Origin of the sequence: Falsochrobactrum tianjinense (assembly GCF_019100495.1) — a bacterium.
In the GTDB taxonomy this organism is placed as follows: Bacteria; Pseudomonadota; Alphaproteobacteria; order Rhizobiales; family Rhizobiaceae; genus Brucella; species Brucella tianjinense.
Genome location: NZ_JAHRVA010000001.1, coordinates 540,246 through 564,529, shown reverse-complemented (window position 1 = coordinate 564,529; position 24,284 = coordinate 540,246). Strand labels below are relative to the sequence as shown.

The window sequence follows — 24,284 nt, the reverse complement described above, 5'->3', positions numbered from 1 at the left end:
GTCGATTCGGTTCGTTATTTCTTCTCGACGATTTTCGATACGTCGAAGTCGTAGATCTTGGGCATCAGCGAGCCGTCCCAAACCTGTTCGACCGTCAGTTTCTTGTCGGTTTGCCCAGTTTCATGGGCGAAGTTGAGCACAGCTTCCCAACGATCGGCCGGCAGATTCAGCCACTGGCCCCAGCTTGCCGGGTCCGGCTTGTCGGCGGGAATGGAATCGCCCAACGCCATCTTCATGGCTTCCGCGGTATTCTTGGCATCCTGGCTCTGGAGATCATCGGAACCGGCGAGTTGCGGGAACTCCGTGAAGGAGAGCTTCAGCGCGCTTTCTGGATAGAGCTTCGTATAGACGATACCCTTGTAGGCGGCGCGTGCGAAGGCGGCGAGTTCTTCGGGCTTGCTTTTCAGCGTCTTGTCGCTCGTCACCATGGTCACGCTAAAGAGCTTGGACATTTCGTCCGGGCGCGCCAGGAGATCTAGTTCGACGCCGTTCTGGCGCATGACGGTAAAGCTGTCGGAGTAGCTGTCGATGGCATCGACCTGATCGGCCTTGAGGGCCGCCGCTGCGCGGGCGCCCGCGCCCACCGGCACGATGATCACATCGGTTTCGGCCAGACCGGCAAGCTTGAGATTGGCGCGCAGATCCGCATAGGAAGCCGACGCAAGGCTGATGACGCCAATGCGCTTGCCCTTGAGATCGGCGATTTTCTTGATAGGCGAATCCTTCGGTACGCCGATGAAATAAGGCCACTGCACGGTGATGCCCGCAAAAGCCCTCAGGCCGACGCCCTTGTCAATTGCCGCAGCGATACTGGCCGAGGAAGCATAGCCGATATCGGCCGAGCCGGATGCGACGGCTTGCAGCGCTGCGGTCGAACCATCGGTCTGCAAGATGGTCGGCACCAGCTTTTCCTCTTCGAAGTAGCCAAGCTGCTTCGGCACCGCATAGGTGAAGGTTTCCTCGCCCGCCGTGATGGTGTTGCGCGCCAGCGCGAGCGTGAAATTGGTATCGGCAGCCTGTGCCACCGTCGCCATGCCCATGCAGAGGGCGAATGCGCTTATCAGGCGTTTCCCAATCAAGTGTTTCATTGTTATTGATCCCCTTTTAATGTTGTTGGGTTGTTGTGATCTCATTTCAGCAATGCCGGGGGCGTCACCGCGCGCATCCAGGGCGAAGGCTCGCCCCAATGCGCCGTGAGGCTCCAGATACTGCAAATGTTGGAGGCAAGGACCGGCACTGTGATCTGGTGCGCCGTCGCGGCCATCATATCGATGGTGCGCATGCCCGTGCCGCTCAGGATGATGGCACCATCGGGTGCTGCATCCATAGCCTTCAGCGTATTGCCGATTTCCGCCGGCGTGACGTGATAGGCCACCAGCTTGTCCTCGAACTGGCTGACGCTGTGAACGCGGTAGCCCGCATCCGTCCAGTAGCGGACGGCAAGCTCGGTCTGGTAGTTGGGATAAGGCGACATCAGGCTCACCGTATCGACCCCAAGCTTTTTCAACGCCTTGTCGATGGCGATGGTGCCGGTTTCGACCGGAATGCCCGCCTGATCGGAAAGCCGGTCGCACAGGTCGCGGTCACCCTTCGGCGAAAGCCGGTATTGCGAGCCGGTGAGCGCGATGGCGATGGCGTCGAGCTTGAGCGAGCCGAAGCCCTTGATTATCTGCGGAAAGCTCTCGACATAACCGCGATTGCGGTCGTCGAGATCGCCAGACAAGACTGGCAGGCGCATCGTGTGCAGCGCGACATCGGCGGGCAGCAGAACCGGGTATTCAATCTCGACAGTCGGATTGGCCGGCGGGACCACGCCGCCGAAGCGGAACTTAGGTGCAGGAAGCGAAGGAAGATGAACGGTCATCGAAACAGTGTCCTCAAAATTCAGGCGCGGGCGGGAAGCTCGACCATGTCGAGCATTGCGGTCTGCGCCAGATAGGCGCGGGCCTTGTCCTTGTCGGATAGGAGCCCCTCCACCTTGGTGATCCAGGCATTTTCCTGCGACACCATCGTGTCGGTGCGGGGCAGAAGCATTTCGCTGCTGACGCGGTGGCGCTCCGTGGCGGCGGCATCAAGTGCGGCGCGCTCGCCCGTGCGGACGGCTTCGGCCATGGCGTTTGCAACCATGAAGCCGTCATGGATGCCGCAATTCATGTTCATGCCGCCGCGCGTATTGGTCAGATGCAACGCATCGCCGGCAAGGAAGACATTGCCGGCAAAGCCCGCCGAGGCGATGCATTTGCGCGCGGCATAGCAATCCTTATCCACCACGTTCGGCATGTAGAAATCGGGGATCAGCGCACGCAGTCGCTCCAGCGCCCACTCGTCGGTGAGTGCTGTTTCCTCAGAAATGCCTTCCGGTACGCGCAGGATTACGCGCCAGTTGTCCGGCATATGCAGAAAGCTCACCGAATGGGTTTTGCCGACCAGATAGGTGACGGGGCCGATATCCTTGACCACATCACGGATCGTATTGTCGGTACGGATGCGCAACTGGAAGCCCGGATAGGCCGTCCCGTCGAAGCCGATGCCCACCGCATGACGCACGTCGCTATGCGCGCCGTCGGCCCCCAACAGGAAGCGCGCGGTAATGGTTTCATCCTTGCCGTCGCGCCTGATCGTCACCACAATGTTGTCACCACGATCCTCGACGCCCGAAAACTCGGCGTTGAAATGAAAATCCGCATTGGCAAAACCGCGCAGCTTTTCCAACAGGATCGGCGTCAGCAGCGACTGTTCCAAATGCTTGCGGAAGGGAAACGGCGTCACACCTTCCAGAAGCTCGAAGCCCAGCTCACCCAGCACACCACTCTCGACGGTGCGGTATTGCAGTCGGTCGATATGCAGCGCCTGACGGCTGAATGCCTCATAGACGCCGACGCGGTCAAGAATATCGAGCGTCGGGGCATGGTAGGTCGAAGCTTTCGATACCTGATTGAGTTCGCCACGTTTTTCAAGCACGGCGACCCGCAGTCCGGCCTCGGCCAGAACAAGCGCGGCGACAAGCCCGACTGGCCCGGCTCCCGCTACGATGACATCACGATCCAACATAATTAACCTTTCAAGCCCGTATCAGCGGCGGACGAACGGATTCGGAATGTTGGTTTCGGTCGAAATCCAGACACTCTTCAATTCCATATATTCGCGCATGCCGGCGATGCCGCATTCGCGCCCGATGCCGCTCATCTTGAAACCTCCGAAGGGCGAGGTAACGCTGGTGGAGCGGTAATTGTTGATCCAGATCGTCCCGGCGCGCACGCGATCCGACATGTTGATGGCGCGGCCGATGGACTGTGTCCAGATGCCGGCGGCAAGGCCGAATTCGATATCATTGGCGATACGCACCGCATCGTCCTCATCCTTGAAGCGAATGATCGACAGGATTGGTCCGAACACTTCCTCCTGCGCAATACGCATGTTGTTTTCGACATCGACGAAGACGGTCGGCTCGAAGAAGAGGCCGTTCGGACAACCCGGCACATTCGCCGGCCTGCCGCCGAGTGCCAGTTTCGCGCCGTCAGCGAGCGCGACCTCCACGTAGGACTTCACTTTCTCGAATTGCGGCCTGGTCGAGATCGGCGCGATTTGCGAATCCGGGTCGCCAGGATGGCCGAATTTCGCCTGCTTCACCGTCTCGATCAGCCGGGCAACGAAGGTGTCATAAATGCTGTCCTGCACCAGAAGGCGCGACCCCGCCACGCAGGTCTGGCCGGAGGCGGCGAAGATGCCGGCAATCGCGCCCTTCAGCGCATTGTCCATGTCGGCGTCTTCGAAGATGATGTTGGGCGATTTGCCGCCAAGTTCCAGCGTCACGCGCTTCATATGCTTGGCAGCTTTTTCGTTGATCATCTGGCCCGCGATGGGGCCGCCGGTGAAGGCGATGCGCTCGACATGCGGGTGGCTGACCAGCGCGTCGCCCACTTCTGCGCCAAGCCCGGTCACTACATTGATAATGCCCTTCGGCACGCCAGCCTTGTCAAAGATCTTCATCAACTCCATCAGCGAGGCGGAGGTGAATTCCGACGGCTTCAGCACCACCGTATTGCCGGCGGCAAGCGCCGGCGCAATCTTCATGCTGGCGAGCGGCAGCGGCGAGTTCCACGGTGTGATGCAGGCGACGACGCCCAGCGGCTCGTATTTGGTGTAATTGAGCACGCCCGGCTTGTCGGTCGGGATCACCGAACCTTCGATCTTGTCGGCCAGACCACCATAATAATAGTAGTAATTTGCCATGTAGCGCATCTGCATCGACAGTTCGGCAATCAGCTTGCCGTTGTCGCGCTGTTCGACATAAGCGAGCCAGTCGGCGCTCTCAGTGACGAGATCGCCGATGCGGCGCAGCATCGCGCCGCGCTGGCTCGGATTCATCTTCGGCCATTCGCCCTCCGTGAAGGCGCGGTGTGCGGCTTTCGCCGCACGGTCCACATCCTGTGCGGTGCCGCGCGAAATGCGCGCCCAGACCTCGCCCGTGACCGGATCGACGGAATCGATCATATCGCGGCCATCGGTGGTGGTGAATTCACCGTCAATATACATGCCGTAAAGACGAACGCCTTCGGCGTCAGCCTTGGTCTGCGGCAGGGTGGTTTCAGGTGCCTTGGGCGTGAAAGTCATGGTCATGCGTTGTTCTTCCGGTAACGGGATTGGAATCAGCCGCGCTTCGGCAGCGCGCGCAGGTAATCGGCGACCTCGATCGTCGGAATGACATCGGCATACTTGCAGTTGAGGTCGAACAGGTTGATGGCGTGGCTCGCCTCGAAACGATCGAAGGCGGTTTCTTCCGGGATCACAACCTTGAAATTGAACGAATAAGCATCCACGGCCGTGGCGCGCAGACAGCCGGACGTCGTGCAGCCGACCAGAATAAGCGTGTCCACATCGAGGAAATTGAGCTGGCTCATAAAGGTAGTACCGAAGAAGCAGGACGGCTTCTGCTTGGAGATCAGCATGTCCTGCGGACGCGGCGCCAGCGGTTCGACGGTGCGCGTGGCGTGGGTGCCCGCGATCACGGTTTTCTCGCCGCCGCGATGGTTCTTGCCCACCTGCACCCCGCTGTCGAGAAGGTCGGGCCGACGACCGCTTTCGGTGTAGAAGACCGGCAGGTTCTTTTCGCGCGCCAGTTCCAGAAGCGGAACGATGTGCTCCACCGCCGCCCAGGCTTCATGGCCGCAATGGGTGCGGTACTGCTTGAGGCCTTCCAGAATATCCTCGGGCGTGTCGCCGCAGAAATTATACTGCACATCAATGATGAACAGCGCCGGGCGCGTGCCGAACCCGCCGCGCTTGCCATAACCAGCAGCCTTGAAGACCTGCTTGTCACGTTCGGTCAGAAAACGGTCCCAGATTCTCGTATTCTCAGTCATATGTTTGCTCTTACGGTTTGAATGAGTCAGGTGCGGCGGTCGAGATAGCGGCCCCATGGCGCGGTGCGCGCTTCGTCGGTGATCCTGCCGTCGAGCATCACGGTCCGGCCGTGCACCAGCGTACGCACTGGCCAGCCCTTCAGCGTCATGCCTTGATAGGGCGAATAGTCGGAATAGGATTCGGAGATGGCATGATCGACAGTGCGTTCGAGATCGGGATCGACCACCAGCAGGTCCGCATCCTTGCCGACCGCGATGCTGCCCTTCGAAGGCATATTGTAAATCTTCGCCGCGTTGGCCGAGGTCAGATCGGCGATGCGGTCGAGCGGCAGGCCGCGGCGATGATAGCCTTCATGCAGCATCAGCGGCAGAAGCAGGCCGGAGCCGGGGAAACCGGCGCTGGCGCTCCAAATATCCTTGTCTTTGGTTCCGCGCTTGCGCGCCACATGGTCGGAACCGATAGTGGTGACGGAACCGTCGAACACACCTTCCCACAACGCTTCAATGTCGGCTTTGCCGCGCACCGGCGGATTGACCTTGGCCAGCACACCCGCCGGCCATTCGTCATCGACGACGAGATAATGCGGACAGGTTTCGACATAGATCGGCGGGCCGGCATGGCGCGACGGCTTTTGGCGCAGGTAGCGCACGATTTCGAGTGACTCCCCGCTACTCATGTGCACGATATTGACCGACGTGCCGGTCTGTTCCGCGAAATAGCAGACGCGGAATACATTTTCCGCTTCGAGAAAACCGGGGCTCTGCTCGTTCCATGCCTTGAGATCATTGCGGCCCGCCGCCTTTAGCGCGGAGCGCAGCGCCGGGATCACTTCGACATTCTCGCAATGGACGCCCATCACCGCGCCAGGAATGGCGGCGGTGGCCTTCAGCGCCGCATAAAGCAGTGCATCGTCGATCTCGGTAAAGCCCTTGGCCGCACCCGCAGCACCCTTATACATCATGTAGAGCTTGAAAGACGTGACACCGAAACGGCGTGCGACCTCTTCCAGCGACTCGACATGCATCTGGCTGGTGAGGCCGAAATGCAGACCGAAATCAATGCAGCTCTGCTTTTCCGCACGCTCCTTCACCACCGGGAAGGAATCCCGCAATTCCTTCGATCGATGAAAGGAAAGGATCGACGTGGTGCCGCCCAGGGCCGCCGCGCGCGATTCCGTCTCAAAATCCGTTTCGGGGTCGCCAAAATCGAAATGCACATGCGGATCGACCACGCCCGGCATCAGCCACAGGCCTTGGCAATCCACCGTCTCACGGCCGGTCAGTTCCTCGCCCGTTTCGGCGATGACAGCGATGCGGCCATCCTTGACCCCAACCGAACCCGGCGTCAGTCCGCCGCCCGGAAGGACCAATTGCGCATTTTTGAGAACCAGATCGAGTGTCATTGCCTTATCCGTTACTGCCATGCTCTGAAGGCGAAAAATCCGTGAGCACCTGTCTGAGAATACCGCCTGCCGAAAGCAGCGCGCGCTCGGCGTCGGTGAGAAGTTGCGCTTCGGCTTCGAAGACCACTGCACCCTTTTCACCCATCGCTGTAACCCGCACCGGCGTGCCGTGACGCACCGCCGCCTCGATACCGGCGAAGGAAAACTGTTCGCCGCCCGTCAGGTGGAGCTGACGCCAGCCCTCGCCGGGGCGGAAGGCCAGCGGCAGCACGCCCATGCCCACCAGATTGGCGCGATGGATACGCTCAAAACTTTCAGCGATGACGGCGCGCACTCCCAGAAGCGCAGTGCCCTTGGCTGCCCAGTCACGGCTCGATCCGGTGCCGTATTCCTTGCCGCCGAGCACAATAGCCGCGACGCCTTCCTGCTGGTAAAGCCGAGATGCATCGAAAACTGTCATGGTCTCACCATCCGGGAAATGCCGGGTGAAACCACCCTCCACTTCCGGCATCAGCGCGTTCTTGATGCGGATATTGGCGAAGGTGGCGCGGGTCATGACCTCGAAATTGCCGCGCCGTCCCACATAGGTATTGAAATCCTTTTGCGCGATACCCGCAGCCGCAAGATATTGCCCGGCAGGCGTATCAAGCGGTATCTCGCCGCTAGGCGAGATGTGATCGGTCGTCAGTGAATCCCCGAAAGCGGCCAGAACCCGTGCATCGCCGAGGCTTCGCACCAGATCGGCGACCGGATCCGCGCCGCCGGTGCGCGCGAAGAACGGCGGCTCGACCAGATAGTGCGACTGCCGATCCCAGGGGAACGTCTCGCCTACCGGCGCGTCGAGTTCTTCCCACACGCCCGCACCCGCTGCCTTGCCGTCATAGACGGCGGTGAACAGCGCCGGATCACGGGCCAGCGGCAGAAGCGCATCGATTTCCGCCTGCGACGGCCACAGATCGCGCAGGAATACCGGCGCGCCATCCGCACCATAGCCGACCGGCTCGCGGTCGAAGTCGATGTCGATGCTTCCGGCCAGCGCATAAAGTACCACCAGTGGCGGCGCGCCGATATAATTGGCGCGGATCAGCTTATGGATGCGGCCTTCGAAATTGCGGTTGCCGGACAGGACAGCGGCAGCGACCAGCCCGCCTTGTTCGATCGCGGCGGCCGTCTCCGCCGGCAGTGGACCGGACTTGCCCCCGCAGGTGGTGCAGCCATAGCCGATCACATTGAAGCCTAGCTTTTCGAGGAAAGGCAGCAGGCCGGATTTCTCCAGATAGCGCGTAACCACGCGCGAACCGGGGGCCATTGAGGTCTTGACCCAAGCAGGAACGGACAGACCCTTCTCCACCGCACGACGTGCGACGAGGCCCGCAGCAAGCATCACGCTTGGGTTGGACGTGTTCGTGCAGGACGTGATCGCCGCAAGCGCAATACCGCCATGGCCCGGAAAAACGTCGGACGGCAGCACTGCGTCCTTCGCTCCAAAGCCACCTTCGGACAGTGGCTTTGTCAGCTTTGCACTGAAATCCGCGGCAACATGGGTCAGCGGCAATCGGTCCTGCGGGCGGCGTGGCCCGGCCATCGCCGGCGCTGCATCGGCGAGATCGATCTCGACGATGCGTGCATAGTCCGGGCACTCCTCGGCATTGGCGCGCCACAAATGGTTGGCCTTGCAATAAGCCTCCACCAGTTCGACATGGCTTTCAGCGCGACCGGTCTGGCGCAGATAGGCAAGCGTCTGCTCATCGACGGGGAAAAAGCCGCAGGTTGCGCCATATTCCGGCGCCATATTGGCGATTGTCGCACGCTCGACAACCGTCAGATGCGGCACAGCCGGACCGAAGAACTCCACCATGCAGCCGGCAACGCCTGCGGCACGCAGACTTTGGGTGATCAGGAGCGCGGCATCGGTGGTCATGGCTGGCGGTGCGATCCGCCCGGAAAGACGTACGCCCACGACCTGCGGTCGCGGAAAGATATAAGCCTGCCCCAGCATGGCCGCTTCCGCGTCGATACCGCCGACGCCCCAGCCCAGCACGCCAAGACCGTTGACCATCGGTGTGTGAGAATCCCCGCCAATGACGAAATCCGGAAACGCCCAGCGCTTGCCGTCATGGTCCGCGCTGGCGACAACCGAGGCGATGCTTTCGATATTGACCTGATGAATGATGCCCGTGCCTGGCGGATAGACCCGAAGCCGGCGAAACTCTTTCTGTGCCCATTTGAGGAAACGATAACGCTCGGCATTGCGTTCAAGCTCGCGCGCAAGATTGCGGCGCTCGGCGTCGGGCGTACCCCAGACATCCACCTGAAGCGAATGATCGACAATCAGGTCAACCGGCACCATCGCATCCACCGCCGCCGCGTCACCGCCTTCGCGGGCAACCGCGTCGCGCAGTGCAGCGAGATCCTGCAATGCAGGCAAACCACTCGAATCCGGCAAGATGACACGGGCGACGTAAAGCGGAAGATCGGCCGCACCCGTACCACCGAGAAGAGCAGCGATATCGCGCTCGCTGACTGGACGCCCCCAAAGCACGCTGCGGCACAGATTTTCGAGAAGAACGCGGCTCGCATAAGGCAGCCGGCCCACCGGAACCCCATGCGCAGCAGCCACCCCGGCCACATCGGCAAGGCTCAGGCGCTGTCCAGACCAATCGATTTCACGCTCTATTGCCATTCCGCCTCCCTGCCCGAACCTCCCTGTCCGATTTGACGGGATTTAGGGGCAAACATTTCAAAATGTCAACACTTATCCGTAGTAAAATGCTATTCTAGCCTAAAAATACCAAAAAGTGTTGACATTTAAGGCGTTGAATGTTCAAAGAGTTGACACTTTTTGAGAACCAGCGACAATCGGTCTCCAAGATCGATGTTGGAGGGATGTCATTTTGAGCGCCTTTAGCGACGATATGCAGATAGCGACCGGAGAGGCCGGCACGCCACGCGCCGACACGATCTATCATGCGGTTCTGGATGCCATCCATCAGGGACGGCTAGCACCGGGCAGCGTGGTGAACGAGGCAGCGCTTGCACAGGAATTCGGCGTCAGTCGGGGTCCGGTGCGCGAAGCGGTGCGCCGTCTTCAGGGCATTCAGATGGTCTCGCGTGAGCCCTATCTCAAGGCGCGCGTCGTGACGCTCGACGCCAGCACCGCACGCGAACTGTTCGAACTGCGCATGGCGCTCGAAGGCATGGCCTGTAATCTCGATGCCCGCCGCATGAGCGATACCGAGATCGACGCGCTGATCTCAGAACTGAAGCGTAGCCGCCACACCTATTCCGACACGGCACCCAAAGAAGCGGGTGTGTTTGACTTTCACGAGCGCATCGTGCGTGCTTGTGGCAATGCACGTATCATCAATCTGCTGTGCGGCGATCTCTATCATCTGCTGCGCATCTATCGCCGCCATTCCGGCGCGATCGTCGAACGCAAGGAAGAAGCATTCGACGAACACTGGCAGATCCTGCGCGCCATGAAGGCGCGTGATCCACATCTGGCCGAATCCCTCATGCGCTCTCATATCCGCCGCGCGGCTCGAAACCTTTTCGACCATCTCGACGGCGAGAGCCTACCCGATATCTGAAACTTCCTTTATCCGGAGAACCACCCTCATGACCACTGGCGCCAAGCAATTCCGGGCCCTTCTGGAGTCAGGCGAATTCATCGTCTCGCCGGGCGTTTACGACGGCTACAGCATTCGTCTTGCCGAAGCCGCCGGCTTTAAGACCGCCTGCACCAGCGGCGCGGCCGTATCCAACGCGCTGCTCGGCATCGCCGATATCGGCGTGATGGGGCTGACCGAAAACGTCAACCATTGCCGCAATCTCGCCCGTTCCGTCTCCATCCCGCTGACCGCCGACGCCGACAACGGCTACGGCAATCCGGTCAACGTGTTCCACACGGTCAAGATGTTCGAGGAAGCGGGTGTCGCAGGCGTCAATATCGAGGACCAGGTCAGCCCGAAGCGCTGCGGTCATATGCCCGGCAAGGATGTGGTCAGCACCGCTGAAATGGTCAAGAAAATCGAGGCTGCATGCATGGCGCGCCGCGACGACGCCTTCGTCATCATCGCGCGCACGGATTCGCTGGCGATCGAGGGTATTGAGGGTGCGATCAAGCGCGCAAAGGCCTATGCGGCGGCAGGCGCGGACATGCTGTTTCCCGATGCGGTGCGCACCGAGGACGACATCAAGCGCATCGTCGATGCAGCAGGCATTCCGGTAAGCGTCAATATGGGCTTCGGTATCCGCCAGCGGCCCACAACACCGCTCATTCCCCTGCCTCATCTCAAGAAGATCGGCGTGCGCCGCATCAGCCTGCCGCGCATGTTGCCGGCCGCTGCCATTCACGCGATGCAGGAGGCGCTCACCGTTATGCGCGAGGTCATGACGACCGGCGTTCCCGTCAATCGTGAAGATTTGCTGGTTGGCATCGAGGACATCATGAAATTGATGGATTACGACAACATGCGCGCACTGGAAACGCAGCTGACGACATTCGACAGCTAAAGCATTCCATCCTCGCAACGCGTAAACCAATAGCTCGGAGCAGTTTCGGTGATTAAAAAACCGGAGCTGCTCTTGGCTTTCCAAACGATCCGGATGGTCCCACGTCGCTTCCCAAAACTTAGCCAACACTGCGTCGGCTTCCCTGTACCGGTCTTTGGCCTTTGCCGGGTTTTGATTCCTAAAGAACCCAGGCACCCCCCGCCTGTCCTCACACTTTTAAGCGTTCCGTTGACAGGAAGTGCGAAGAGTTTATCCTTAGCCTTCTCCTTCAAATCAGCAGGAACACGTTGCCTGAGGTAACAGGCTCCAGTCTTCGGTTGCTTAACAGGTGAAGATAGACAAACCCATATGGATCACCTCCGTGTACCAGAAGGCCATTCAAAAATCATTGTTTTTCAGGAAGTTTTGCGAATTCAAGTAGAAAGACTGGTGCTGCGAGGGAGGATTGAACTCCCGACCTCTCCCTTACCAAGGGAGTGCTCTACCACTGAGCTACCGCAGCATTCTCTTGAACGCGGCGGACTTCTGCCACATCATTACACAAATCGCAAGCCAGCAATTGCATTTCCTTGCATATAATGTGGAAATCCATGGAGACCCGCTTTGAAAGGCGCTTTTTACCATAGTAAGCAAAAACAATGAGCGAAAAGAAACCGAATAAAGAAAAACAGGATCAGCCAGATCCGCGCAAAAAGCGGCGCGCCGAGCAGCTTCGAGCGAATCTGATGCGACGCAAGGCGCAATCGCGTTCGCGGCGCGCAGGCGAGGCTGACGAAAGAACCGATGGTATTGCCGTAGCCGGCAAAGATGCGGAATGACCCCTGCCGCAGGCAAAGCCTTCCTTGAAGAGAGAGAATTGCTGGGTTAAAAGCCATTTCCGGTTTCCGGTGGCGTTGCGGCCAGGGCGCGATTCGCGATCGACGTAATTCCGCCGCAAGGCTTGTTATTTTTAATGCATCCCGCGCGGTCTGAAGGCTGCGGAGCTTTGCAAAAAACAATTATAGGGCAATTGCTTCGGCCCAGAAGGTGAAACAGCATGGATCGCATCAAAATCGTCGGCGGCAACAAGCTCAATGGCGTCATCCCCATCTCCGGCGCGAAAAATGCAGCGCTGCCCTTGATGATCGCCTCGCTCCTGACCGACGATACGCTGACACTCGAAAACGTGCCGCATCTGGCCGACGTCGAGCAGCTGATCCGCATCCTGAGCAATCATGGCGTCGATTATTCGGTCAATGGCCGCCGCGAACACCAGAACGGAGCCTATTCGCGTACGATCCATTTCACGGCTCGCAATATCGTCGATACGACCGCACCCTATGAACTTGTCTCGAAGATGCGCGCGAGTTTCTGGGTGATCGCACCGCTTCTGGCACGCACGGGCGAAGCCAATGTGTCGCTGCCCGGCGGTTGTGCCATCGGCACGCGCCCGGTCGATCTGCTGCTGGAAAGCCTTCAGGCGCTCGGCGCGCAGATCGACATCGAAAACGGCTATGCCAAGGCCCGTGCCAAGGATGGCCTCGTCGGAGCGCGCTACACATTCCCGAAAGTCTCCGTCGGCGCGACCCATGTGATGCTGATGGCCGCAAGTTTGGCCAAGGGCGAAACCATTATTGAAAATGCCGCCCGCGAGCCGGAAGTCGTCAATCTGGCCGATTGCCTCAATGCGATGGGTGCGAAGGTCACCGGCGCGGGCACAGGCACCATCCATGTTCAGGGTGTGACAAGCCTTTCGGGTGCGCGCGTGCGTGTTATCTCCGACCGTATCGAGACGGGCACCTATGCCATGGCGGTTGCCATGACTGGCGGCGATGTCCTGCTCGAGGGCGCGCAGGAAAATCAGCTTTCATCGGCGCTGGAAACGTTGCGCCGGGCCGGTGCGGAAATCACCGAAACCAATAGCGGGCTGCGGGTAGTGCGCAACGGCCATGGCATCGAGCCGGTCGATATCGTCACCGACCCCTTCCCCGGTTTTCCCACCGACCTTCAGGCGCAATTCATGGGCCTGATGACCAAGGCCAAGGGTACATCACGCATCACCGAAACGATCTTTGAAAACCGCTTCATGCATGTGCAGGAACTGGCGCGGCTGGGCGCGAAGATTTCACTTTCCGGCCAGACCGCTACGGTTGAGGGCGTGGAACGGCTCAAGGGCGCGCAGGTGATGGCGACCGATCTGCGCGCATCGGTTTCGCTGGTGATCGCAGGGCTTGCCGCCGAAGGCGAAACCCTCGTCAACCGCGTCTATCATCTTGATCGCGGCTTCGAGCGGCTGGAAGAAAAGCTCTCGCGCTGCGGCGCAAATGTCGAGCGCATCAGCGGCTGATTGCCGATAATCGACAAGAGGCCGGAACCCTGCAAGCGTTCCGGCTTTTTCTTTGCGGCCGCGATTTCTCCTTCAATGGGCTGAATAGCCTGTCGATTTTTTTGTGTCGGCATGCAAGATTGGATAAGCTTGGCGGTCAACCTGATTGCTTTAAAAACGACAGGGATTGGTTCAGATTATGGAAATGTTGAAGCTTGTGGCGCTGGATGAAGAGGATTTGCAGGTCCTGTCCGCCCATCTTCAGGATGCAGTGCTCAAAGTCTCCGATCTTCAGTATTTTGCCAAGGACAGGCGGTTTATCCTCACGGCCAACCGTTTTGTCTGGGAAGAAGCCAAGCCCAGATTTTTGCGCAAGCCAGCCTATCAGCGCCGCCGCACGGCATTGCATTTCAATCGCGTCAGCGCCATCAAGGCACATGGTATAGACCGGCAGAAAGGCGAGGACGTGCTTTCCCTGCTTGCGATCCGGTTTCTTCCAGATGCCACCCCGGCAGGAACAATAGAACTGACTTTTTCGGCAAATGCGGCTATCCGGCTTGATGTGGAATGTATCGAAGCGCAAATGAGCGATCTTGGCGCAGCATGGGAAACCGATTCCCGACCGCGACACGATGTCTGACCGGCGTTTTCGTCAACATCATAAACAGGCTTCAGCCCTACAGACAGTTTAAGGAATATCAGCGTGGTCACGACGCTCAGACAAACCGATCCCGATTTTGAACAGAAGTTCGCAGCCTTTCTTTCCGGCAAGCGCGAAGCTTCCGAGGATGTCGATCGGGCCGCGCGGGAAATCATAGATCGCGTACGCCGCGAGGGCGACGCAGCATTGATCGATTATTCGCGCCGCTTTGATCGCATCGATCTGGAAAAAACCGGCATTGCCGTCGGCCAGGCGGAAATTGATGCGGCGTTTGATCTTGCCTCCGCATCCACTATCGAAGCGCTGAAACTGGCGCATGAGCGCATCGAAAAGCACCATGCCCGCCAATTGCCCAAGGACGACTACTATACGGATGCGCTCGGCGTCGAACTTGGCTCGCGCTGGACTGCTATCGAAGCGGTTGGACTTTATGTGCCCGGCGGCACGGCCAGCTATCCAAGCTCGGTGCTGATGAATGCAGTGCCTGCGAAGGTTGCGGGCGTCGACCGCATCGTGATGGTGGTCCCCTCACCCGATGGCATCCTCAATCCGCTGGTTCTGGTGGCTGCTCGCCTTGCGGGCGTATCCGAAATCTATCGCGTGGGCGGCGCGCAGGCCATTGCCGCGCTGGCCTACGGCACGCAGACCATTGAGCCGGTCGCCAAGATCGTCGGCCCCGGCAATGCTTATGTCGCCGCTGCCAAGCGCATTGTTTTCGGCACGGTGGGCATCGACATGATCGCCGGGCCTTCGGAAGTTCTGGTGATCGCCGACCGGGACAACAATCCCGACTGGCTGGCCGCCGATATTCTGGCGCAGGCCGAACACGATACAGCAGCGCAGTCGATCCTGATGACCAATGACGAGCCATTGGCGAAGGCGGTGGAGGAAGCGGTCGAGCGCCAGCTTCGCACCTTGCCGCGTGCGGAAACGGCGGCTGCAAGCTGGCGCGATTTCGGCGCTGTCATCCTGGTTGAGGATTTTGAAGCGGCCATTCCGCTTGTCAACCGGATTGCGGCCGAACATCTCGAAATCGCGACCGCTGACCCTGAAGCGCTGCTGCCGAAAATCCGCAATGCAGGTTCGATTTTCATCGGCGCGCATACGCCCGAAGTGATCGGGGATTATGTCGGCGGCTGCAATCACGTTCTGCCGACAGCCCGTTCGGCGCGTTTTTCATCGGGCCTGTCGGTGCTCGACTATATGAAGCGCACCTCGCTTCTCAAGCTCGGCCCTGAACAGTTGCGCGCGCTCGGACCCGCAGCAATCGAAATCGCCCGTGCCGAAGGACTGGATGCCCATGCTCAATCGGTCGCGATCCGGCTTAATTTATGAGGAAACATGACCGCTGGTGTTCCTAATGCTCGCCTCGTCGATATCGAGCTTGATGAGTCCATCGGTCGCTCTACGCCCGATGTCGAGCATGAACGCGCGGTCGCCATTTTCGATCTGATCGAAGAGAACGCCTTTTATCCGGTCGGCGACAGCATCGGCGGACCTTACCGGCTGAAGCTGTCCCTATTGGAAACGCGCCTGATCTTTTCCATCAGCCGCGAAAATGGCGAAGAGGTTGCAACCCACATTCTTTCGCTGACGCCCCTGCGGCGTATCGTGCGCGATTATTTCATGGTCTGCGAAAGCTATTATGAAGCAATCCGTTCAGCCAGCCCCAGCAAGATCGAAGCCATCGATATGGGGCGGCGCGGGCTGCATAATGAAGGCTCTCAAGCACTGCAAACGCGCCTCAACGGCAAGATCAAGGTCGATTTCCACACGGCGCGGCGTCTTTTCACGCTCGTCTGCGTTCTGCACTGGCGGGGCTGATCCTCAATGGCAGCCGAAGATGCGATGGCCCCCGATGATGATGCAGAAGAGGCTGAAAAACGCCCCACTTCGCTGCTGTTCGTGTGCGGGAAGAATGCCATTCGCTCGCCGATGGCCGAGCTTCTTGCAAGAAAGCTGCTGCCACCCAATATTTACATAGCTTCCGCGGGCGTGATGCGCGGGGAACGCGATCCATTTGTGGATGCTGTGCTATCGGAAGACGGCTTGTCGCTTGATGACAGGCAGCCGCGTGGTATAGAAGAACTGGCCGATGGCTATTTCGACCTCATCATAACGCTTACACCTCTGGCGCATCATACGGTTCTGGAGCGTATGCGCGGCTTTTCCGTCGATGTGGAATATTGGCCGACCCCTGATCCCACGCTGATGACCGGAAGCCGGGAGCAGATCATGAATGCCTATCGGGATGTCCGGGACCGCCTGAAGAGGCAAATAACGCGGCGTTTTGCACCGGAATAGGTTCGCCCAATTCCGTTGTTCACAAATGCCGCCTAATCATATAGGTTCCGCGCAAAATCAGGATTAGGCCCCGTCCGGGCTATTATTATCAAAGAAAGAAACAGGTATCGCATGGCGAAAGAAGAAGTCCTCGAATTTCCGGGTGTTGTTACGGAACTGCTGCCCAATGCAATGTTCCGCGTAAAGCTCGAAAACGAACATGAAATCATTGCCCATACTGCTGGCCGCATGCGCAAGAACCGCATCCGCGTTCTCGCTGGTGACAAGGTTCTGGTCGAAATGACCCCATACGACCTGACCAAGGGCCGCATTACCTATCGCTTCAAGTAAGCAACCACCGCTTTCCAGGAAAACCTTGTCGATGAGCGCGCAACACAAGCTGGTTCTGGCCTCCGGCTCTCCCCGCAGGATCGAGCTTCTGCGGCAGGCTGGCATCGATCCGGACCATATCCAGCCGGCTGATATTGACGAAACGCCACAGCGCGCGGAACACCCGCGTTCGCTGGCGCGCCGTCTTGCGCGCGAAAAGGCCAGAGCCGCACAGGAGCGCCTCAAAGGCGACGACAACTTCGCCCATGCCTTCGTGCTCGCAGCCGATACGGTCGTTGCCGTGGGGCGACGCATTCTGCCCAAGGCGGAAATCATGGACGAAGCGCGCGAATGTTTGCGCCTTTTGTCCGGTCGTACGCACAAGGTTTTCACCGGCGTGTGCCTGATCCTGCCCAATGGCGCGGAGCGGCTGAGCCTTGTTGAAACACGGCTGCGCTTCGAGCGGCTGACGCGCAGGCAGATCGATGCCTATCTGGCTTCGGGCGAATGGCGCGGCAAGGCTGGCGGCTATGCCGTGCAGGGCCTTGCCGGCAGCTTTGTGGTCAAGCTTGTGGGGTCTTACACCAATGTCGTAGGACTGCCCTTGCAGGAAACAATGGGACTGCTTGCGGACGGCGATTATCCCGTCTATGCGAACTGGTCCAGCGGGAAGGTCTGAACCCAGATGAGCGACAAGAAAGACATATCCGCCGCCGCAGGCGCCCGCGTGACGCCTCTGCGCCCCACGCGCCCCTGCCCCGAATGCGGCAAGCCATCGAGTCGCGACACATATCCTTTCTGTTCGCCGCGCTGCAAAAGCATTGATCTCAATCGCTGGCTTTCGGGCAGCTATGTCATCCCCGGAAAACCGATTGACGAGGAAGAAGAAAACGACAACTGAAGCTTGCTGGTATCGGTTTCCACAACGAAAACGGTAGTTTAGCAAGTCTGTGAGAAAAGCTGATAAAAATTGCGATACGGTGCTGGACAGCGCCGGATTTAATGCTATAACCCACGCAATTCCGGCGGACATGCACACCGCCAAGCGGCAAGGTAGCAGCCTTGCGGGATGCCCGGATAGCTCAGTTGGTAGAGCAGCGGATTGAAAATCCGCGTGTCGGCGGTTCAAATCCGTCTCCGGGCACCACTTTTCCAGACAGTCTCTTTTTCCAACAATCTATTGTATGTTTATATCCGGGCAGCGCGTGAACGCTATTTTGCGGGCATGAGACATCTGGATAAACAATGCCTCAATAAGAAACGCCGCGCTTTTGAGCGCGGCGTCCTTGTCAGCCCTTGAAAGTATATTCCGCTATCGATTGCGGTTTCATCTCAATCGAGAAGCCCGGCAGCGATGGCGGCATATAGGCCGCGTCCCTGATCAGACACGGATCGAGGAAGTGTTCGTGCAGATGATCAACATATTCGATCACACGGCCTTCCTTGGTGCCTGAAACGGCAACATAGTCGATCATCGACAGATGCTGCACATATTCACACAGGCCGACGCCGCCCGCATGGGGCCAGACCGGCTTTTCGTATTTCGCAGCAATCAGCAGCACGGCCAGAACTTCGTTCAGCCCGCCCATGCGGCAGCTGTCGATCTGCACGACATCAATCGCGCCTTCAGCGATGAACTGCTTGAACATGATGCGGTTCTGGCACATTTCGCCGGTCGCAACCTTCACATCGCCAATGGCGTCGCGAATCTTGCGATGGCCAGCCACATCGTCCGGGCTGGTCGGCTCTTCGATGAAGAACGGCTTGGAGAAGGCCAGCTTGTTGACCCATTCAATCGCCTGATCGACCTCCCAGACCTGATTGGCATCAATCATCAGATAACGAGCCGGGCCGATCACCTCGCGCGCGATGGTTAGACGGCGAATGTCGTCTTCCAGATCGCGCCCGACCTTCATCTTGACGTGGTTGAAGCCCTCATCGATGGCTTCCTGGCAAAGACGGCGCAGCTTGTCGTCGTCATAGCCAAGCCAGCCTGCCGAAGTCGTGTAGCAGGGATAGCCATTGCTTTCGAGTTCAGCGACACGTTCGGCCTTGCCGTTTTCCGCCTTACGCAGGATTTCAACGGCTTCGTCGCGTGTCAGCACATCGGTCAGATAGCGGTAATCGACGATATCGGCGATTTCTTCCGCAGACATTTCCGATACCAGACGCCAGACCGGCTTGCCGGACTGTTTCGCCAGCAGGTCCCAGATCGCATTGACGACCGCACCGGTCGCCAGATGCATCGCGCCCTTTTCAGGGCCGATCCAGCGCAACTGGCTGTCGCTCGTCAGATGACGCCAGTATTTGCCGGGATGTTCGCGGATTTCATCGAGCGAGCTGCCTACCACCAGATGGCGCATGGCGAGGATCGCCTGGCAGCAAATATCATTGCCGCGCCCGATGGTGAAAGTCAGCCCGTGGCCCTTCAGCGCCTCGTCATCCGTATCAAGGATGACGTAGGCTGCCGAATAATCCGGGTCGGGATTCATCGCATCCGAGCCATCCAGACTTTGCGATGTGGGAAAGCGCAAGTCGAAGACGCGCAGATCAGTAATTTTTGTCATTTTCTGTCCGTAATCAGATGTCGGCGCGCACGTTCTGCTTTTGCGTGCCCAGCCCTTCGATGCCGAGTTCGACGACATCGCCAGCCTTGAGATAGCGCGGCGGCTTCATGCCCATGCCGACGCCGGGAGGCGTGCCGGTGGAGATGATGTCACCTGGCTGAAGCGACATGAACTGCGACAGATAGGAAACGAGATGACGGACGCCATAGACCATGGTCTTCGACGAGCCGTCCTGCATGGTTTCGCCATTGACCTTGAGCCACATGGCAAGGTTTTCCGGGTCTGCGATTTCGTCTTTCGTCACCAGCCATGGGCCGGTCGGGCCGAATGTGTCGCAGGACTTGCCCTTGGTCCACTGACCCTGACGCTCGATCTGGAATGCGCGTTCGGACACATCATGAATGGTGCAGTAACCGGCGACATAATCAAGCGCGTCTTCTTCGCTGACATATTTTGCGGTCTTGCCGATCACGATGCCAAGCTCGACTTCCCAATCGGTCTTTTCGGAGCCGCGCGGAATGAGAAGATCGTCATTCGGGCCGACGATGGCCGAGGTGGCCTTCATGAAGATGATCGGCTCGGACGGAACGGTCGCGCCGGTTTCGGCGGCATGGTCGGAATAGTTGAGGCCGATGCAGATGAACTTGCCGGTGCCGGCAACGCAAGCACCAAGGCGCGGATTGCCTTCAACCTTGGGCAGCGCGTTCACATCAAGCGCGCCAAGCTTTGCCAGCGCTTCGGGGCTGAGTGCTGCGCCGGAAAGATCGCTCACATGGGCGGAAAGATCGCGGATATTGCCATCGGCATCGAGAAGGCCGGGCTTTTCCTGACCAGCTTCACCATAACGAAGAAACTTCATTTTATTACTCCTTTGGGGAATGGAACGGCAGCAGAACTAGATCGTCCAGCCGCCATCGATATTATAGGCCTGGCCGCTGGTGTAAGTGGCACCGGCAAGATAAACGGCGAGATCGGCAATCTCTTCGGGCTGGCCAAGACGGCCAATAGGCTGGCGGGCGATGAAGGCCGTGCGCTGCTCTTCATAATCGCCCTGCGAACGCAGCCGATCCTGCAATGACGGGCTTTCCACCGTGCCAGGGCAGATCGCGTTGCAGCGGATGCCCTGCCCGATATAATCGGCGGCGACGGCTTTGGTGAGGCCGATGACGGCAGCCTTGGTGACACCATAGGCGAAGCGATTGGGCACGCCCTTCACGCTGGAAGCAACCGACGCCATGTTGACGATAGCGCCATCCTTGCGTTCCAGCATACCGGGCAGCACAGCCTGAATGGTGCGGATCATCGCCTTGACATTGAGATTGATTGCGAAGTCGAGGTCTTCATCCTTCATCTCAAGGATGGAACCGCCATGCACGACGCCTGCACAATTGAACAATATATCGACCTGTCCAATCTCGGCGACGAGCGCCTTTATCTGCGCGTCGTCAAGCACATTGAGCTTGCGGGTGACAATACCGCTGACGCCTTCAATTTCCTGCAAGGCATCCATGTTGATGTCGGTCGCATAGACCTTCGCGCCAGCCTCGGCAAAAGCCAGGGCGCTGGCACGTCCGATGCCCTGCGCCGCTGCCGTTACCAGCGCGGTTTTCCCATCAAATCGTATCGTCATTCTCAAGCCTTCCGTTTGACAGGCAGGATATGGTCGCAGCAAGCCGCCCCAGCGGAAACTATCCCCGGATCCGCAGGATAGAATCAGCCCGAAGAGATGCCTTGAAATACCGGATGCTTCTCCTCGCCAGGGCGGACAACTCCCTCCGCTCCACGCCCGATTGTAAATAGGGTATTTATATGCAAACATAATATTCAAAAGCGGTCAAGGCGCATTTACGCGTCTGTGACTTTCATCGATGATGTCATTCGTATGTGAAAGAAATTATTCATGAAGGGAACAGGTTTGGAAACAGATGATCGCTACCGCGCCCCCGCCCTCGACAAGGGGCTGGATATTCTCGAATTGCTGGCCAGCGTGGATGGCGGACTTAGCCAGGCGGAGATCGCAAAGCATCTCGACCGCAGCCCAAACGAGTTCTATCGTATGCTCGACCGGCTGGTGAAGCGCGGTTATGTGACGAAACTCGACGGCGACCGTTATTCGCTGACGCTGAAACTTTTCGGTCTTGGCCAGTTGCACGCGCCTGTGCGCAGGCTTGCTTCTTTTGCGGCGCCCTTCATGCGCGATCTGGCGGATCAATCCAGGCAAGCCAATCAGCTTGTGGTTTTCGACCGCGGATCGGTCGTGGTCATCGCCCAGCAGGAAGCGCCTGACTATTGGGGCATTTCCATTCGCGTCGGCTCGCATATCAGCCTGTTCGATACGGGTTCAGGCCATGTGCTTCTGGCTTTCCGCTCTCCCGAAGAGCGCAGGATGATGATCGCGGCGCATGGCAAGGAAGGCCACGCTGTCGATCCTGGCGAGGACTTCGATCAGAGACTCGACCAGATCAGGGAGCGCGGCTACGAAATGATGCCCAGCGCCCAGATAGCGGGCGTCTATAATCTGTCCGCACCCATTCTCGGCCCTGACGGAGCTTGTATCGCTTCCCTTACCTGCCCGTTCATATCGCTCGTCAATCCGGCATCTGCACCCGATATTACGCAGACTATCGCCCTGCTTCTGAACACGGTGCGCGACCTGTCAAAGCTGGTGGGAGCGGATATGGCGGGGTGATGACGCTAAAGCGTGTCACGATTAATCATACTCATACGAAATGCTTTAACTTTTTGTTTTTACGCATTCTCCGGACGCAAAACCGTTTCACACTTTTGCTGGAAATGCTCTCATTCACCGAAACAGCTCATCAAGGCGCTGGCGGGAATCAAAGATAGTCTTTTCCAATGATTGAATAAAAATAGAGGCAAATGGCCCCCGCTTGGCCGGTTCAGGTTGCCAGACATGGACATAATAAGCAATTTTTTGCGCAAGCGGCCGCACGCATACGCCATCTCCGTGGAAGGCAAGCGCCGTTAGCGGATTGACAATGGACAGGCCAATCCCGGAACGGACGAGAGAGCCGATAGAAGGGGCTGTCGTCGTTTCGACGAGCAGCCGCCGGGAAACATTGGCGCGCGAAAAGAATGCATCCACCTCTCTGCGATAGGAATCTTCCTCCGAATAATAGATGAAATCCTGTCCGGCCAGATCTTGCGGGTATAGAACGCTGCATTTCGCCAGTGGATGTGAAGCTGGCATGAGGCAAACGAGATCGCCCGCATAGAGATCGATAGTGGAAGATGCGGTTCTGTCAAAATTTCCCTCTACAACCCCCAGATCAAAAAACTTGCTGACCAGATCGCGGGTCAAGGCTGATTCTTCCAGCGAATGAATCTTAATGGATGTCCCAGGCAGTTGGGCGAGGAAAAGCTGGAGCGCCTGCGGAATCAAGGCATGGGCAAAAGCGGGTAAACAGGCAATCGAAAGCCTCTTCAGGCGGTCTTCGCGAATGGCCTGCGCCGTCCGGATTATCTCATCGAGACTGACAAAAGACCGCTGCACGATCACATTTAGGGCAATTGCCTGCTGGCTTGGTTCAAGCCTGCGATTTTCCCGATAGAACAGGTGGAAGCCAAGTATTTCCTCAATATTCTTCAATTCGCGACTGATCGTCGGCTGCGACGAAAACAGTTGCTGCGCAGTCGCGGTAATATTGAGCGTCTGCATGAGAGATTGAAAAATTTCCAGTTGCCGGTGGGTCAGCCGCATCCCGTTCCTCGCCAGTTACTGCCTGCCAGATAGCGTTGTTAACATATCAAAAATGAATAAAATGGCAGAAATATTGAATTTGACGAATATAAAACCATTGCTAGCATGGCATCAAAGACATAAGGGGCGGGCCAACCGTCAGCATGAGGATCAACGGGGGACTATTGATGCGGGCTGCATCCACTATCATGCCAGAATATGACAATCCGTGCCCTGCTGCACCGGCAAATCCATTCGCACCCTATGGACCGAAGGGAGGCCGGCTTGCTGCCTGATCGCGGAATATTCAGCTCCGCATCGAGCAAGAGGCGCGCATTCATCAAAACCCACGGGCTGGGCAATGATTTCGTGGTCATCGATGGGCGCGAAGAGCCGTTCTCCCCTTCCCCGGAAACAATCAGGTGGGTATGCGACCGCCATACCGGGATCGGCGGCGACCAATTGCTCGTCATCGAGCCCCCCTCTTCTGCCGCGGCCGATATCAGGCTGAGAATCTATAATATTGATGGCGCCGAAGCGAAGGCCTGCTTCAACGCCACACGCTGTGCTTCCTGGCTGATCATGGAAGAGAAAGCCGCCGACACCGTTGCCGTTGAAACATTGGGCGGCACCATAGAAGCCGCGCGTGCGGGCGAGTATCGCGTGAGCCTGCATATCGAAGGCATTCATAGTGACTGGCAATCGATCCCCCTTGCAGGGCCGCTTTCGCAAGCCGGAACAACTCTTGAGAACGGCCCCCTTCGCAACCCGTTCGCGATCAATCCCGGCAACCCGCACCTGGTTTATTTCGTTCCCGAGCGCGATGCTCTCGATGTCGCCGCTCTAGCCGAACCTGTCCAGAAAAGTCCCTATCTGCCGCAACAGGCTAATATCAATGTCGCGGAGATCGTGGCGGAAGGGCATATTCGTCTCATAGTTTACGAACGGCCAGGCATTCTTACACAGGCTTGTGGCAGCGGGGCTTGCGCTACAGTATTGGCAGCGCATAAAAGAGGTCTTATGCAGAGCATGCAGGCTAGGGTGGACATGCCGGGCGGTAGCCTGGATGTGCGCATAATTGGGAAAAACGCTGTATTGCTGACGGGGGATGTCGCCATATCATTCTATGGAATCAGCGCACGGGAGTTGATTTGATC

General features: G+C 58.3%; 24 protein-coding genes and 2 tRNA genes. 14 read left to right on the top strand and 12 right to left on the bottom strand.

Going from position 1 to position 24,284, the window contains the following annotated elements; genetic code table 11:
* Window positions 1-14: 14 nt before the first annotated feature.
* From KUG47_RS02650 to acnA, 7 genes are all read right to left on the bottom strand, one after another.
* Window positions 15-1,088, bottom strand: a complete 1,074-nt coding sequence (locus tag KUG47_RS02650) for an ABC transporter substrate-binding protein (protein ID WP_217676392.1) — start codon at window positions 1,086-1,088, stop codon at window positions 15-17.
* Window positions 1,089-1,129: 41 nt separating this feature from the next.
* Window positions 1,130-1,864: a maleate cis-trans isomerase family protein gene (locus KUG47_RS02645; protein WP_217676391.1), complete on the bottom strand. Its 735-nt coding sequence runs from the start codon at window positions 1,862-1,864 to the stop codon at window positions 1,130-1,132.
* Between the two features lie 20 nt (window positions 1,865-1,884).
* Window positions 1,885-3,051 (bottom strand): FAD-dependent oxidoreductase, encoded by a 1,167-nt coding sequence (locus KUG47_RS02640; protein ID WP_217676390.1) that lies wholly within the window; start codon window positions 3,049-3,051, stop codon window positions 1,885-1,887.
* Between the two features lie 21 nt (window positions 3,052-3,072).
* Window positions 3,073-4,536 carry an aldehyde dehydrogenase gene (locus KUG47_RS02635; RefSeq protein ID WP_422718056.1) on the bottom strand — a complete coding sequence of 488 codons (1,464 nt, stop codon included), beginning with the start codon at window positions 4,534-4,536 and terminating at the stop codon, window positions 3,073-3,075.
* Window positions 4,537-4,649: 113 nt separating this feature from the next.
* Window positions 4,650-5,363, bottom strand: coding sequence for an isochorismatase family protein (locus KUG47_RS02630; RefSeq protein ID WP_217676389.1), 714 nt, complete (start codon window positions 5,361-5,363; stop codon window positions 4,650-4,652).
* A 26-nt stretch (window positions 5,364-5,389) separates the two neighbouring features.
* Entirely contained in the window at window positions 5,390-6,766 is a 1,377-nt protein-coding gene (locus KUG47_RS02625) for a dihydroorotase (RefSeq protein ID WP_217676388.1), read from the bottom strand.
* A gap of 4 nt (window positions 6,767-6,770) precedes the next feature.
* Window positions 6,771-9,449, bottom strand: coding sequence for an aconitate hydratase AcnA (acnA, locus tag KUG47_RS02620; protein ID WP_217676387.1), 2,679 nt, complete (start codon window positions 9,447-9,449; stop codon window positions 6,771-6,773).
* A 211-nt stretch (window positions 9,450-9,660) separates the two neighbouring features.
* Between acnA and KUG47_RS02615 the strand changes: the two genes are divergently transcribed.
* Both KUG47_RS02615 and KUG47_RS02610 read left to right on the top strand, forming a co-directional pair.
* Window positions 9,661-10,356, top strand: a complete 696-nt coding sequence (locus KUG47_RS02615; RefSeq protein ID WP_217676386.1) for a GntR family transcriptional regulator — start codon at window positions 9,661-9,663, stop codon at window positions 10,354-10,356.
* A 28-nt stretch (window positions 10,357-10,384) separates the two neighbouring features.
* Window positions 10,385-11,281, top strand: a complete 897-nt coding sequence (locus KUG47_RS02610; protein ID WP_217676385.1) for an isocitrate lyase/PEP mutase family protein — start codon at window positions 10,385-10,387, stop codon at window positions 11,279-11,281.
* A 427-nt stretch (window positions 11,282-11,708) separates the two neighbouring features.
* On the opposite strand, the gene KUG47_RS02605 is transcribed toward KUG47_RS02610, so the two are convergent.
* Window positions 11,709-11,783 (bottom strand) — tRNA-Thr (locus KUG47_RS02605).
* Window positions 11,784-11,919: 136 nt separating this feature from the next.
* On the opposite strand from KUG47_RS02605, the gene KUG47_RS02600 reads away from it, so the two are divergent.
* The 10 genes from KUG47_RS02600 to KUG47_RS02555 all read left to right on the top strand — a co-directional run bounded on the left by KUG47_RS02600 (window position 11,920) and on the right by KUG47_RS02555 (window position 18,007).
* Entirely contained in the window at window positions 11,920-12,099 is a 180-nt protein-coding gene (locus KUG47_RS02600) for a hypothetical protein (protein WP_217676384.1), read from the top strand.
* 218 nt (window positions 12,100-12,317) lie between these two features.
* Entirely contained in the window at window positions 12,318-13,607 is a 1,290-nt protein-coding gene (gene murA, locus KUG47_RS02595) for a UDP-N-acetylglucosamine 1-carboxyvinyltransferase (protein ID WP_217676383.1), read from the top strand.
* Window positions 13,608-13,785: 178 nt separating this feature from the next.
* Window positions 13,786-14,226 carry a DUF2948 family protein gene (locus KUG47_RS02590; protein ID WP_217676382.1) on the top strand — a complete coding sequence of 147 codons (441 nt, stop codon included), beginning with the start codon at window positions 13,786-13,788 and terminating at the stop codon, window positions 14,224-14,226.
* A 63-nt stretch (window positions 14,227-14,289) separates the two neighbouring features.
* Complete coding sequence (gene hisD / locus KUG47_RS02585; protein ID WP_217676381.1) at window positions 14,290-15,582, top strand: histidinol dehydrogenase; 1,293 nt, start codon at window positions 14,290-14,292, stop codon at window positions 15,580-15,582.
* 6 nt (window positions 15,583-15,588) lie between these two features.
* On the top strand, window positions 15,589-16,071 hold the full coding sequence (locus KUG47_RS02580) for a UPF0262 family protein (RefSeq protein ID WP_217676380.1): 483 nt from the start codon (window positions 15,589-15,591) through the stop codon (window positions 16,069-16,071).
* 6 nt (window positions 16,072-16,077) lie between these two features.
* The gene (locus KUG47_RS02575; protein ID WP_217676379.1) at window positions 16,078-16,551 is read left to right on the top strand and encodes an arsenate-mycothiol transferase ArsC; all 474 of its coding nucleotides are present in this window, start codon (window positions 16,078-16,080) and stop codon (window positions 16,549-16,551) included.
* A 111-nt stretch (window positions 16,552-16,662) separates the two neighbouring features.
* Window positions 16,663-16,881 (top strand): translation initiation factor IF-1, encoded by a 219-nt coding sequence (gene infA / locus KUG47_RS02570; RefSeq protein WP_002965531.1) that lies wholly within the window; start codon window positions 16,663-16,665, stop codon window positions 16,879-16,881.
* Window positions 16,882-16,912: 31 nt separating this feature from the next.
* Window positions 16,913-17,539, top strand: a complete 627-nt coding sequence (locus tag KUG47_RS02565; RefSeq protein WP_217676378.1) for a Maf-like protein — start codon at window positions 16,913-16,915, stop codon at window positions 17,537-17,539.
* Between the two features lie 6 nt (window positions 17,540-17,545).
* Complete coding sequence (gene yacG / locus KUG47_RS02560; RefSeq protein WP_217676377.1) at window positions 17,546-17,761, top strand: DNA gyrase inhibitor YacG; 216 nt, start codon at window positions 17,546-17,548, stop codon at window positions 17,759-17,761.
* Window positions 17,762-17,931: 170 nt separating this feature from the next.
* A tRNA-Phe gene (locus KUG47_RS02555) sits at window positions 17,932-18,007 on the top strand.
* Window positions 18,008-18,149: 142 nt separating this feature from the next.
* Here the strand turns inward: KUG47_RS02555 and KUG47_RS02550 are convergent.
* Genes KUG47_RS02550 through KUG47_RS02540 form a run of 3 tightly spaced genes read right to left on the bottom strand, consistent with a single transcriptional unit; the run spans window position 18,150 to window position 21,057 of the window.
* Window positions 18,150-19,427, bottom strand: coding sequence for an L-fuconate dehydratase (locus KUG47_RS02550; RefSeq protein ID WP_217676376.1), 1,278 nt, complete (start codon window positions 19,425-19,427; stop codon window positions 18,150-18,152).
* Between the two features lie 13 nt (window positions 19,428-19,440).
* Window positions 19,441-20,286 carry a fumarylacetoacetate hydrolase family protein gene (locus KUG47_RS02545; RefSeq protein WP_217676375.1) on the bottom strand — a complete coding sequence of 282 codons (846 nt, stop codon included), beginning with the start codon at window positions 20,284-20,286 and terminating at the stop codon, window positions 19,441-19,443.
* Between the two features lie 36 nt (window positions 20,287-20,322).
* Entirely contained in the window at window positions 20,323-21,057 is a 735-nt protein-coding gene (locus tag KUG47_RS02540) for an SDR family oxidoreductase (RefSeq protein WP_217676374.1), read from the bottom strand.
* A gap of 270 nt (window positions 21,058-21,327) precedes the next feature.
* On the opposite strand from KUG47_RS02540, the gene KUG47_RS02535 reads away from it, so the two are divergent.
* The gene (locus KUG47_RS02535) at window positions 21,328-22,116 is read left to right on the top strand and encodes an IclR family transcriptional regulator (RefSeq protein WP_217676373.1); all 789 of its coding nucleotides are present in this window, start codon (window positions 21,328-21,330) and stop codon (window positions 22,114-22,116) included.
* Between the two features lie 114 nt (window positions 22,117-22,230).
* Here the strand turns inward: KUG47_RS02535 and KUG47_RS02530 are convergent, their stop codons facing one another.
* On the bottom strand, window positions 22,231-23,148 hold the full coding sequence (locus KUG47_RS02530; RefSeq protein ID WP_217676372.1) for a LysR substrate-binding domain-containing protein: 918 nt from the start codon (window positions 23,146-23,148) through the stop codon (window positions 22,231-22,233).
* 264 nt (window positions 23,149-23,412) lie between these two features.
* Here KUG47_RS02530 and dapF point away from each other — a divergent pair, with 264 nt between their 5' ends.
* Window positions 23,413-24,282 (top strand): diaminopimelate epimerase, encoded by an 870-nt coding sequence (dapF, locus tag KUG47_RS02525; protein WP_254799250.1) that lies wholly within the window; start codon window positions 23,413-23,415, stop codon window positions 24,280-24,282.
* Window positions 24,283-24,284: the final 2 nt, after the last annotated feature.

Coding starts and splice junctions, on each gene's coding strand:
- KUG47_RS02650 (WP_217676392.1), bottom strand. CDS start 1,088: ATGAAACACTTGATTGGGAAACGCCTGATAAGCGCATTCGCCCTCTGC.
- KUG47_RS02645 (WP_217676391.1), bottom strand. CDS start 1,864: ATGACCGTTCATCTTCCTTCGCTTCCTGCACCTAAGTTCCGCTTCGGC.
- KUG47_RS02640 (WP_217676390.1), bottom strand. CDS start 3,051: ATGTTGGATCGTGATGTCATCGTAGCGGGAGCCGGGCCAGTCGGGCTT.
- KUG47_RS02635 (WP_422718056.1), bottom strand. CDS start 4,536: ATGTATATTGACGGTGAATTCACCACCACCGATGGCCGCGATATGATC.
- KUG47_RS02630 (WP_217676389.1), bottom strand. CDS start 5,363: ATGACTGAGAATACGAGAATCTGGGACCGTTTTCTGACCGAACGTGAC.
- KUG47_RS02625 (WP_217676388.1), bottom strand. CDS start 6,766: ATGACACTCGATCTGGTTCTCAAAAATGCGCAATTGGTCCTTCCGGGC.
- acnA (WP_217676387.1), bottom strand. CDS start 9,449: ATGGCAATAGAGCGTGAAATCGATTGGTCTGGACAGCGCCTGAGCCTT.
- KUG47_RS02610 (WP_217676385.1), top strand. CDS start 10,385: ATGACCACTGGCGCCAAGCAATTCCGGGCCCTTCTGGAGTCAGGCGAA.
- KUG47_RS02600 (WP_217676384.1), top strand. CDS start 11,920: ATGAGCGAAAAGAAACCGAATAAAGAAAAACAGGATCAGCCAGATCCG.
- murA (WP_217676383.1), top strand. CDS start 12,318: ATGGATCGCATCAAAATCGTCGGCGGCAACAAGCTCAATGGCGTCATC.
- KUG47_RS02590 (WP_217676382.1), top strand. CDS start 13,786: ATGGAAATGTTGAAGCTTGTGGCGCTGGATGAAGAGGATTTGCAGGTC.
- KUG47_RS02580 (WP_217676380.1), top strand. CDS start 15,589: ATGACCGCTGGTGTTCCTAATGCTCGCCTCGTCGATATCGAGCTTGAT.
- KUG47_RS02575 (WP_217676379.1), top strand. CDS start 16,078: ATGGCAGCCGAAGATGCGATGGCCCCCGATGATGATGCAGAAGAGGCT.
- infA (WP_002965531.1), top strand. CDS start 16,663: ATGGCGAAAGAAGAAGTCCTCGAATTTCCGGGTGTTGTTACGGAACTG.
- KUG47_RS02565 (WP_217676378.1), top strand. CDS start 16,913: ATGAGCGCGCAACACAAGCTGGTTCTGGCCTCCGGCTCTCCCCGCAGG.
- yacG (WP_217676377.1), top strand. CDS start 17,546: ATGAGCGACAAGAAAGACATATCCGCCGCCGCAGGCGCCCGCGTGACG.
- KUG47_RS02550 (WP_217676376.1), bottom strand. CDS start 19,427: ATGACAAAAATTACTGATCTGCGCGTCTTCGACTTGCGCTTTCCCACA.
- KUG47_RS02545 (WP_217676375.1), bottom strand. CDS start 20,286: ATGAAGTTTCTTCGTTATGGTGAAGCTGGTCAGGAAAAGCCCGGCCTT.
- KUG47_RS02540 (WP_217676374.1), bottom strand. CDS start 21,057: ATGACGATACGATTTGATGGGAAAACCGCGCTGGTAACGGCAGCGGCG.
- KUG47_RS02535 (WP_217676373.1), top strand. CDS start 21,328: ATGAAGGGAACAGGTTTGGAAACAGATGATCGCTACCGCGCCCCCGCC.
- KUG47_RS02530 (WP_217676372.1), bottom strand. CDS start 23,148: ATGCGGCTGACCCACCGGCAACTGGAAATTTTTCAATCTCTCATGCAG.